At 39.2% G+C, this 11,058-nt stretch carries 12 protein-coding genes; 1 reads left to right on the top strand and 11 read right to left on the bottom strand.

The annotated features are described in order from the left end of the window. Nucleotides 1-62 precede the first annotated feature (62 nt). The 4 genes from B5P40_RS04310 to B5P40_RS04295 form a co-directional block, all read right to left on the bottom strand. Nucleotides 63-803 carry an alpha/beta hydrolase gene (locus tag B5P40_RS04310; protein WP_162836430.1) on the bottom strand — a complete coding sequence of 247 codons (741 nt, stop codon included), beginning with the start codon at nt 801-803 and terminating at the stop codon, nt 63-65. A gap of 161 nt (nt 804-964) precedes the next feature. Continuing rightward, the gene (gene secG, locus B5P40_RS04305; RefSeq protein WP_002016062.1) at nt 965-1,198 is read right to left on the bottom strand and encodes a preprotein translocase subunit SecG; all 234 of its coding nucleotides are present in this window, start codon (nt 1,196-1,198) and stop codon (nt 965-967) included. 94 nt (nt 1,199-1,292) lie between these two features. After that, nucleotides 1,293-1,985, bottom strand: coding sequence for an LrgB family protein (locus B5P40_RS04300; RefSeq protein ID WP_002129877.1), 693 nt, complete (start codon nt 1,983-1,985; stop codon nt 1,293-1,295). Then, entirely contained in the window at nt 1,982-2,359 is a 378-nt protein-coding gene (locus tag B5P40_RS04295) for a CidA/LrgA family holin-like protein (RefSeq protein WP_170935229.1), read from the bottom strand. The genes B5P40_RS04300 and B5P40_RS04295 overlap by 4 nt, the downstream gene beginning before the upstream one ends. Nucleotides 2,360-2,645: 286 nt before the next feature. Here B5P40_RS04295 and B5P40_RS04290 point away from each other — a divergent pair, with 286 nt between their 5' ends. Then, nucleotides 2,646-3,596 carry a nucleoside hydrolase gene (locus tag B5P40_RS04290; protein ID WP_002192288.1) on the top strand — a complete coding sequence of 317 codons (951 nt, stop codon included), beginning with the start codon at nt 2,646-2,648 and terminating at the stop codon, nt 3,594-3,596. Nucleotides 3,597-3,646: 50 nt separating this feature from the next. Here B5P40_RS04290 and eno read toward each other — a convergent pair whose 3' ends face one another. The 7 genes from eno to B5P40_RS04255 form a co-directional block, all read right to left on the bottom strand. Continuing rightward, complete coding sequence (gene eno / locus B5P40_RS04285; RefSeq protein WP_002034740.1) at nt 3,647-4,942, bottom strand: phosphopyruvate hydratase; 1,296 nt, start codon at nt 4,940-4,942, stop codon at nt 3,647-3,649. Nucleotides 4,943-4,972: 30 nt separating this feature from the next. After that, complete coding sequence (gene gpmI / locus B5P40_RS04280) at nt 4,973-6,502, bottom strand: 2,3-bisphosphoglycerate-independent phosphoglycerate mutase (protein WP_002129880.1); 1,530 nt, start codon at nt 6,500-6,502, stop codon at nt 4,973-4,975. After that, nucleotides 6,499-7,254 carry a triose-phosphate isomerase gene (gene tpiA / locus B5P40_RS04275; protein ID WP_002016069.1) on the bottom strand — a complete coding sequence of 252 codons (756 nt, stop codon included), beginning with the start codon at nt 7,252-7,254 and terminating at the stop codon, nt 6,499-6,501. Before tpiA ends, gpmI begins: the two co-directional genes overlap by 4 nt. A gap of 32 nt (nt 7,255-7,286) precedes the next feature. Then, a complete protein-coding gene (locus B5P40_RS04270) occupies nt 7,287-8,471 on the bottom strand; it encodes a phosphoglycerate kinase (RefSeq protein ID WP_002016070.1) in 1,185 nt (394 codons plus the stop codon). Nucleotides 8,472-8,610: 139 nt separating this feature from the next. Then, nucleotides 8,611-9,615 carry a type I glyceraldehyde-3-phosphate dehydrogenase gene (gene gap / locus B5P40_RS04265; RefSeq protein ID WP_002016071.1) on the bottom strand — a complete coding sequence of 335 codons (1,005 nt, stop codon included), beginning with the start codon at nt 9,613-9,615 and terminating at the stop codon, nt 8,611-8,613. Between the two features lie 26 nt (nt 9,616-9,641). Then, complete coding sequence (gene cggR / locus B5P40_RS04260; protein WP_002089545.1) at nt 9,642-10,670, bottom strand: gapA transcriptional regulator CggR; 1,029 nt, start codon at nt 10,668-10,670, stop codon at nt 9,642-9,644. A gap of 135 nt (nt 10,671-10,805) precedes the next feature. Beyond that, nucleotides 10,806-11,051, bottom strand: a complete 246-nt coding sequence (locus tag B5P40_RS04255; protein ID WP_113708896.1) for a glutaredoxin family protein — start codon at nt 11,049-11,051, stop codon at nt 10,806-10,808. Between the last annotated feature and the right edge of the window lie 7 nt (nt 11,052-11,058).

Raw genomic sequence — 11,058 nt, 5'->3', positions numbered from 1 at the left:
GATTATTAGCCCACAAATAGCGGGATAAAAATTCCCTTATGAAAAAAAGAGGCAACTAGACCTTACCAATCTAGTTGCTCCAAGAAGTTATATACATCCTCATGTAGCACATCACGTTCTTTATCAAGTGTAATGACATGCGTAGAGTCTTCATACCATTTAATGTCTTTTAACGTAGATTCTACACCGTTATAAATAATGTTAGCACTATCTGTATTAATCATCTCATCATGACGTGCTTGTACAACGAATGTTGGAGCATAAATCATATCAACATTATTGCGCACGTCACGAATCAACTCCTGTAATGCTTTTAATGTATTCATTGGTGTCTGTTTAAATTCAAACATTTCCTGCTCAATTCGTTCTGGTGATTTTTGCTCACGCTTTTTATATTCGCGGGCATATGCCAATATACCTTGGTACATAATTTCTTCACTTTTAATGTACATCGGTGCACACATTGGTACAACACCTAAAATCGGTAATGTATAAGCAAGTTTTAATGAGAATACTCCGCCTAATGATAATCCAACCGCAGCTATTTTCTCGTAACCTTGATCTTTTAAATGCTGGTAGGCATTCATTACATCTTTCCACCAGTCTTCAGGGCCTGTATGAACAAGCTCTTCTGGTGGTACACCGTGTCCTTTATAAATTGGCGCATGACAAGTATAGCCTTTCTTCTCTAAGAAACGCCCTAGCATGCGTACGTCAGCTGAGTTCCCTGTGAATCCATGTAATAATAAAACAGCGCGGTCTCCACCTTCAAATGTAAATGGTTTCGGAGATGCTAATTTCATCATGTACTTCTCCTCTTTCTCTTCTGTAATCTAGTCGTATTCTTTCTATTCTTAGTGTACCATATTTATAATTCTATAATCTAATTAGAAACTTTTTTTGAATAACAAATCAAAAAAAGAAGAACCATTAGCATAATCCGCTAACGCTTCTTCTTTTAATTTTATAAATTTAAGTACGTAACACCAATTGTTAGTACGAAGAATAGTACAGCTAAGACAACTGTAACACGGTTTAATACCGCTTCAATTCCACGTGCTTTTTGCTTACCAAACAATTGCTCTGCACCACCTGAAATAGCGCCTGAAAGGCCTGAGCTATTACTAGACTGCATAAGTACCATAACAATCATTAAAATCGATACAATAATAAGTAAAACTGATAATAACGTATGCACTTGGCGTACCTCCTACAAAGATTCAGTTATTTTAAATGTAGCATAAATCCTATAGAAAAGCGAGAGCTATAGAATCGCTCTCGCTTTTCTTCTATTACATGAACATCATTGCGAATAACGGTCCAAGCAAACATGTCAAAATTGCTGTTAATGTCATTGTTACCGATCCAATAACACCTTCATGCTCATTATTTTTCATCGCTCTCATAACACCCATAATATGAGACGCACATCCAAAGCCAATCCCTTTACCAACTGAGTTTGTAACACGGCTCCATTTTAATAAAATTGGTCCTGAAATCGTTCCAGTAATCCCTGCGATAACGACGAATGCTGCTGTTAAGGACGGGACACCACCAACTTGTTCAGATACACTCATCGCAACTGGCATTGTCACTGATTTTGGTAAAGAAGATAAAATTAAGCTTTTATCTGTTCCCATAAGTGTGGCGATAGCAAAATCACTTGCAATAGCAACTGTTGTACCTACTAATACACCACCAGCAATTGGTACAACATATTTTTGCAGAACATGACGTTGTTTATAAAGCGGGATTGCAAATGCTACAACACCTGGTCCTAATAGCTTCGCAATCCAGCCACCACCACTTTCCATATAATTTTGATATGGTATATCAAGCATTATAAATAAGAAAGCCATTAATCCTGTTGCAACAAGCATTGGAATGGTAAATGGTGTTGGAAATAATTTGTAGATTTTTTTAGATAATTGATATAATAGCACCGTAAAAAGAACCCAACCGATTCCGATTAATATTTGGCTCATTGTGTCTCTTTTTCCTTTCTATTCGCAAGATATTGTCCTGTATGTCCTGCGACAATAATAATTAAAAACGTACTCGCTACAACTGTAATGAAAAGGGAAATTCCTTTACTCATAAAAAAAGCACCGTAATTCATTAAGCCAAGCGTTGGCGGAATTAATAAAAACGGCATAATAGCAACGAGTGTTTCTGCTCCTAAATCAAACCATTTCACTGGAAGTACTTTTAGGCTAAGCAAAACAAGTAGGAGGAACATCCCAATCAAACTTCCTGGAATCGGAAGATTCAACATTTCTTGCACCCAATTTCCAACGATATAAAATACATAAAGAGCAGCAATTTGGACAAGAATCTTTGTAAGTTTCATGTTCATCATCCCTCATGTTTATACGATCTTCTGTTAATATCCTTATCATAGTATAAATTGTAAAAACCTGCAATTTATCAAATCGACAACGAAAACCCACTATATTATACGCTTACACCCTTGATATGACTGCGTTTCCTAATGTGATTTACGTCAAAAACCTTGACCTAATATGTAAAGTTTATATTTTCTGAATTTTGATGGTTATTATTTTAATAAAACAAAATCCTTCACTCCATTTTTATTCTGCCTTCTCTCTAGCACACATATATATATAAAGATAGGTGGTGAACGTATGTCTAAAAAAATTCTCATTTTTTGTGATCCTGGAATCGACGATGCGATAGCCCTCCTCCTCGCATTCTTTATCGATGAAATTGAAATTGTTGGGATTGTCGCTGATTACGGCAATGTTCCAAAAGAAATGGCCGTACAAAATGCTCATTTTCTTAAACAAAAATCAAGAAATAGAGATATGAAAATATTTGGTGGTTCAGACCGTCCTCTCAATGGAGGTCCACCCGCTTTTTTTACTAATATTCACGGTAAAGAAGGGTTAGGGCCAATCATCCCAAATGAAAAGTTACAAAACGGAGAAATGGAGAATTTTTTTGAAGTTATCCCTCTTATCGAGCAGTATAAAGACGAACTAATCATTGTAAGTTTAGGGCGACTCACTTCCCTAGCTGCTTTATTTATTTTATGTAAAAACTTAATGCAGCAAATTAAATCTTATTATGTAATGGGTGGTTCCTTTCTGCACCCAGGTAATGTAACTCCCGTATCAGAAGCGAATTTTTATGGCGATCCAATCGCGGCTAACATTGTATTACAATCTGCATCCAACATGTACATATACCCGTTAAATGTAACTCAGTATTCCATCGTTACACCTGATATGGCTGAATATATTGAGGCGAAAGGAAAGGCTTCTCTCGTCAAACCTCTATTCGATCATTACTACTATGGATATTACGAAAAAATTTTACCACGATTAAAAGGCTACCCTTTTCATGACACGATACCGATATTAGCTTTACTTGATAATTCTATGTTTACCTACTACAAATCACCAATTACCGTCATGACCGAGTCTTACGCTCAAGGAGCAAGCATCGGTGATTTCCGCTCTTTAGTAGGATCAAACCCATTCACCAATCGGCCCTCGCAGCAAATTGCTATCGATTTTGATTATAATCTCTTCTTTAAATACTTCATGTCACTTATGACAGACGAACAATTTTAGCAAAAAAAAACAGACCGTGATTTCTCACGGTCTGTCGTTATTTTCTACAATTATCGTTTGATATTGTAGAAAGATTGTAAACCAGCGTAAACAGCGATTTCGCCTAGCTCGTCTTCGATACGTAATAATTGGTTGTACTTAGCAATACGGTCAGTACGGCTCATAGAACCAGTTTTGATTTGGCCAGCGTTAGTTGCAACTGCGATGTCAGCGATTGTAGCATCTTCAGTTTCACCAGAACGGTGAGATACAACTGCTGTGTAACCAGCACGTTTAGCCATTTCGATTGCTTCGAAAGTCTCAGTTAAAGTACCGATTTGGTTAACTTTAATTAAGATTGAGTTAGAGATACCTTTTTCGATACCTTCAGCAAGTTTTTGAGTGTTAGTTACGAATAAATCGTCACCAACTAATTGTACTTTATCACCGATACGCTCAGTTAATAATTTGTGACCATCCCAGTCGTTTTCGTCTAAACCATCTTCAATAGAGATGATTGGGAAGTCTTTGCAAAGCTCTTCGTAGAAATCAACCATTTCTGCAGAAGTTAAGCCAGTACGGCCTTCGCCTGCAAGGTCATATTTACCAGTTTCTTTGTTGTAGAACTCAGAAGAAGCAACGTCCATTCCTAAGAATACGTTCTCGCCAGCTTTGTAACCAGCTTTTTCGATAGCTTCGATGATTACTTCTAATGCTTCACGGTTAGAACCAAGGTTTGGAGCGAATCCACCTTCGTCACCTACTGCAGTGTTAAGACCTTTGTCATGTAATACAGCTTTAAGTGCATGGAATACTTCCGCACCCATACGGATTGATTCTTTGAATGTTGGAGCACCAACTGGTAAGATCATGAACTCTTGGAAGTCAACGTTGTTATCAGCGTGAGAACCACCGTTGATGATGTTCATCATTGGAGTTGGTAATTGTTTTGCATTGAATCCACCAAGGTAACGGTATAATGGAAGACCTACGAAGTCAGCTGCTGCGTGAGCTACTGCCATAGATACACCAAGGATAGCGTTAGCACCTAGTTTACCTTTGTTTGGAGTGCCATCTAATTCGATCATAGCACGGTCGATACCAGCTTGGTCAGTTACGTCGAAACCAACGATTTCTGGAGCGATTGCTTCGTTAACGTTGTTTACTGCGTTAAGAACACCTTTACCAAGGTAACGAGATTTGTCACCGTCACGTAATTCTACTGCTTCGTGCTCACCAGTAGATGCACCACTTGGTACGATAGCGCGTCCGAATGCGCCGCTTTCTGTGTAAACTTCTACTTCTACAGTTGGGTTACCACGAGAGTCAAGGACTTCGCGAGCATAAACATCAATAATTGTTGACATAATAAATTCTCTCCTTTTTATATAAGCAAATTATTTAATAATTGTTTTACCTGTCATTTCTTTCGGTTGTTCCACATTTAAAAGTGTAAGCATTGTTGGGGCGATATCTCCTAAAATACCACCTTCACGAAGCTCTACATCATTTTTTGTAACGATGAAAGGAACCGGGTTAGTTGTATGAGCTGTCATTGGTCCACCTTCAGCAGTTAACTCCTGATCGGCATTACCATGGTCAGCAGTAATAAGTGCTACACCATCTTTTGCAAGAATCGCTTCTACAACTTTTCCTAAACATTCGTCAGTTGCTTCTACTGCTTTAATTGTTGGTTCCATCATCCCAGAATGGCCAACCATATCACAGTTTGCAAAGTTAAGAATGATAACATCATGTTTATCATTTTCGATGTCATTTACTAAAGCGTCCGTTACTTCATAAATGCTCATTTCAGGTTTCAAGTCATATGTTGCAACCTTCGGTGAGTTAATTAAAATACGCTCTTCTCCTGGGAATTCAGCCTCACGACCACCGCTAAAGAAGAATGTAACGTGCGGATACTTTTCAGTTTCCGCGATGCGAAGTTGCTTTAATCCCGCTTGCGCAACAACTTCACCTAATGTGTTATCAAGGTTCATTGGCTTGAATGCCACGTAACCATCTACAGTTTCACTGAAATGTGTCATACAAACGAACTCAGGAATGTGAGGTACTTTTTCACCACGATCGAACTCACGGAAGTCTTCGTTTGTAAATACACGAGCAATTTGAATTGCACGGTCTGGACGGAAGTTATAGAAGATAACTGCATCATCATTATTGATTGTTGCAACTGGCGTGTCATCTTCGTTAACAATTACAGACGGCAATACGAATTCATCATGAATACCATTTGCATAAGAGTCTTCTACACACTCTTCTGCTGATTTATAAGTAGGGCCTTCACCATTCACCATAGCACGGTAACATTTTTCTACGCGATCCCAGCGCTTGTCACGGTCCATGGAGTAATAACGACCAGAGATAGTCGCGAATTGTCCTACTCCTGTTTCTTTAATTACTTCATTTGTTGCATCGATATAACCTTTTGCTGTTTGTGGTCCAACATCGCGGCCATCTAAGAATGCATGGATATATACTTTCTCCACGCCTTCTTTTGCTGCTAAGCGAAGAAGAGCAAACATATGGTTCATGTGACTGTGCACACCACCATCAGAAAGTAAACCGAATAAATGAAGAGCAGTACCTTTTTCTTTCACGCTTTTAATTGCATTTTGGAAAGTTTCGTTCTGATCGAACTCACCTTCACGAATTGCAACGTTTACGCGTGTTAAGCTTTGATATACGATGCGGCCAGCACCGATATTTAAGTGACCAACCTCTGAGTTACCCATTTGACCTGCTGGAAGACCTACTTCCTCACCAGAAGCTGTAAGCGTTGTGTGAGGGAATTTGTTCCAGTAACCATCAAAATTAGGTTTCTTAGCTTGTGCTACAGCATTCCCGTAAGTTTCTTCACGTAGTCCGAAACCATCAAGAATGATTAAAGCTGTTGGCTTTCTCATTTTACCGCCCCCAGAAGACCTAAGAACGAAGCAGGCTCTAAGCTAGCACCGCCAACTAAAGCGCCGTCGATGTCAGATTGTGCCATATACTCTTTAATGTTTTCTGGTTTTACGCTACCGCCGTATTGAATACGAACAGCTTCTGCAGCTTCTGGAGAAACAGCTTCTGCAACAACTTTACGGATGTGCGCACATACTTCATTTGCATCTGCAGAAGAAGAAGATTTACCTGTACCGATAGCCCAGATTGGCTCATAAGCGATAACAGTTACTTTAACTTGCTCTTCTGTTAAACCTGCAAGTGCTTTTGTTACTTGACCTGCTACTAGATCAAATGTTTTTCCGCTTTCGCGCTCTTCTAAAGTCTCACCACAACAAACGATTGGTGTTAAACCATGTTCAAATGCTGCAAGAGTCTTTTTATTTACTGACTCGTCTGTTTCAGCAAACATTTCACGACGCTCAGAGTGGCCAAGTACTACGTAGCCTACTTTTAAGTCGCTAAGTGCTACTGGGCTAATTTCGCCAGTGAATGCACCATTTTTTTCGAAGTGCATGTTTTGTGCACCTACTTGTAAGTCAGTTCCTTCAGCCTTTGCTACTAAGCGCTCTAAGAATAGAGCTGGCGAACAAACTACTGCATCAACAGCTGAAGCTGCTGGGATTTGACCTTTAACTTCCTCTACGAAGCTAACTGCTTCAGATAGAGTTTTATTCATTTTCCAGTTACCTGCGATAATTGGTTTACGCATGCTTTGCACCGTCCTTTTTCTTTGGCTGCTACTTATTTGTCGTTAAGACAAACTACACCTGGAAGTTCTTTACCTTCCATGAATTCTAATGACGCACCGCCGCCAGTAGAAATGTGGCTCATTTTATCAGCCATACCGAATTTTTCAACAGCTGCTGCAGAGTCACCACCGCCGATAACAGAGTATGTATCTTCTGCATCTGCTAATGCTTGCCCTACTGCTTTTGTACCTTCTGCGAATGGAGTCATTTCGAATACACCCATTGGTCCATTCCATACAACAAGCTTAGAGTTTTTAATTACATCTGCATAAATTTCACGTGTTTTAGGACCGATGTCCACGCCTTCCCATGTAGAAGGGATAGAGTCGATACCAACGATTTGAGTTGTTGCAGTTTCAGAGAATTCCTCTGTGATTACAACATCAACTGGCATATAGAAGTTTACGCCTTTTTCTTTTGCAAGTTGCATAAATTCTTTAGCTAGTTCAATTTTGTCGTTTTCACATAGAGATAGACCAATTTCATGACCTAATGCTTTAACGAATGTGTAAGCAAGTCCGCCACCGATGATTAAGTTATCTACTTTGTCTAATAGATGACGAATTACACCGATTTTATCTTTTACTTTCGCACCACCGATGATAGCTGTGAATGGACGTTCTGGGTTAGAAAGTGCTTTACCTAATACATCTAACTCTTTTTCCATTAATAAACCAGATACTGCTGGTAGGTAGTCTGCGATTCCTGCTGTAGAAGCGTGAGCACGGTGAGCTGCACCGAATGCATCGTTTACGAAGATATCAGCAAGAGCTGCAAATTCTTTCGCAAGTTCTGCATCGTTCTTTTCTTCGCCCGCATAGAAACGTACGTTTTCAAGAACTAATACGTCGCCTTCGTTCATTGCTGCAACCATTTCTTGTGCAACTGGTCCGAATGCTTCGTCCGCTTTTTTAACATCTTTACCAAGAAGCTCGCCTAAACGTGCTGCTACTGGAGTAAGACGTAATTCTTCTACTGCTTGACCTTTTGGACGGCCTAAATGACTTGCTAAAATTACTTTCGCACCTTGCTCTATTAAATATTGAATTGTAGGAAGAGCTGCACGGATACGAGTTTCATCTGTAATTTTGCCTTCTTTCATAGGTACGTTGAAATCAACGCGGCAAAATACACGCTTACCTTTTAAATCTACGTCACGAATTGATTTTTTGTTCATTGGATTTCCCTCCGACTACTAGTTAGGATTGACAAAACCCATTCAAAAGCTTAACACATTTGCTTCTAAAACGAAAGAAGAGAGAGAGGGAACAAACCCTCTCCCTCGTTTTGTCATTGATTGCTTATATACTTAAGAATTAAAGACCTTTAGAAGTCATGTATGCAGCTAGGTCTACTACGCGGTTAGAGTAACCAGTTTCGTTATCGTACCAAGAAAGTACTTTAACCATGTTACCTTCCATTACCATTGTAGATAATGCATCGATTGTAGAAGAAGCTGTACATCCGTTATAGTCGATAGATACTAATGGCTCTTCGCTGTATCCAAGGATACCTTTTAATTCGCCTTCAGAAGCTGCTTTGAATGCTGCGTTTACATCTTCAACTGTTACTTCTTTGTCAAGTTCAACAACTAAGTCAACAAGAGAAACGTTAGCAGTTGGAACACGTACAGCGCCGCCGTTTAATTTACCTTTAAGTTCTGGTAATACTAATGCTACAGCTTTAGCAGCACCAGTAGATGTTGGGATCATGTTTTCAGCTGCTGCACGAGCACGACGTAAATCTTTGTGTGGTAAGTCTAAGATTTGTTGGTCGTTAGTGTAAGAGTGAATTGTTGTCATCATTCCGCGTTTTACGCCGAATTTTTCGTTTAATACTTTAGCGAATGGAGCTAGACAGTTTGTAGTACAAGAAGCATTAGATACTACGTTGTGGTTAGCTGCATCGTATTGTTCATGGTTAACACCCATAACTACAGTGATATCTTCGTCAGAAGCTGGAGCTGAGATGATAACTTTCTTAACTGATCCACCTAAGTGTTTCTCAGCGTCTGATTTTTTAGTGAAACGGCCAGTAGATTCTACTACTACTTCTACTCCGTAGTCGCTCCATGGTAATTGAGCTGGGTCACGCTCAGCGATAACTTTAATTTCTTTACCGTTAACAACGATGCTGTTTTCGTTAGCAGATACTTCTGCATTTAAAGTTCCGTGAACTGTATCATATTTTAAAAGGTGAGCTAATGTTTTAGCATCTGTTAAGTCGTTGATTGCTACTACTTCTACCTCAGAGTTGTTAAGAGCTGCGCGGAATACGTTACGTCCGATACGTCCAAATCCATTAATACCAATTTTAGTCATTTAAATTTCCTCCTTGGGGGATTATATTAAAGGGTAATACCCTTTGTTAATTGTTTTGCTGCACCTTCATCTGTAATTAGAATTGAAGTGTGCCCTTGCTTTATTACAGCCTGTATTGCTTTTGCTTTTGAAGAACCTCCAGCGACTGCGACAACGTGAGATACATGTTGTAAATCTTCAAGTTGCATACCAACTGTTCTTACTTTATGAACAACATTTCCTTGTTCATTAAAGTAGTAACCGAAAGCTTCGCCAACTGCTTCGCTTGCCTGAATCTTTAACCAATCTGCTTCTGAAGTATTTCTGCGACGTGCCATTGTTAACGCATCACCAATTCCATGAATGACGATATTGGAAGATCGAATCAACTCAAGAACTTCTTTCACGGAGGGCTCGGTTACAATAGACGCATATGCTTCGCTACTAACGTGATCTGGAACATACAATAAGCGATAATTACTCATCGTATTTTGTGCCATTTTGGCGCAAATGGTATTGGCTTCTAACTCGACACCTTCTCCAATTCCACCACGTGCTGGGACAAATAGCATATGTAAATCTTTGCAATCAAGTTGCATCATGTCCGCAGCAGCAGCTAGCGTAGTTCCTCCAGCCACAGCAACGATATTATTCACTGTCAGACGGTCTTTTATACAAGTCACACAAGCACGGCCCATCTCCAGTTTGACCCAAGGTGATTCATCACTATCACCAGGGACAACGAAAACTTCATCCAAGTCTAATGTTTCCTTAAGTTGTTTTTCTAAAACCTTTAACCCGGAAATTTCTTTCATAAAGTCTTCCAAAGCAAGAACTAAAGCTGTTCCTTCTTCTGTCAAAGTCATTCCAGAAGAAGCGACGTGAACTAAGTTTTGTTCTTTCAAAACTTGAACTTCACTTCGCAATACTCGTTCTGTCATACCGAGACTTGCAGATAAGTTTCTTCTTCCAATCGGCTGCATAAGCCTAATGTACTGAAGCACTTGCATTCTCGTTTGCATAACAGGTAGCAGATCAGGTAATAATTTTTTTGTGTTCTGAATCCATGAGCGCATATCTTTTCTCCTCACTACATCGGTTCATTTCCCTTCGTGGTCACTTTATGTCCCGTAGTGACATTTTGCGTCCCACTTAGGTTAAAAAAATAATCCCTGCTACGTGTATTATTGTAACAGGAGACAGAAACTTATTCAACTCTTAACTGCATTGTTTATATAGTTTATTATGACACCTTTGTGAATGTTACCATATTCTACTTGTCTTCCGCCTATTTCTAAAACAGGAATCATTAGATGGTATTTCTCTAAAAGGTCATTATCTTCATATATATCTATTTCCTCAATTTGAAAAGAATATTCATATTGTACTTCTTTTAAAACTTGTTTCGCCTTCACGCAAAGACCACAATCTTTTTTTGTATATAGTACAACCTTCATCTTCTTC

The organism is Bacillus sp. SRB_8 (assembly GCF_003264205.1).
Taxonomy (GTDB): domain Bacteria; phylum Bacillota; class Bacilli; order Bacillales; family Bacillaceae_G; genus Bacillus_A; species Bacillus_A mycoides.
This window is presented reverse-complemented; position numbering and strand designations above follow the sequence as displayed.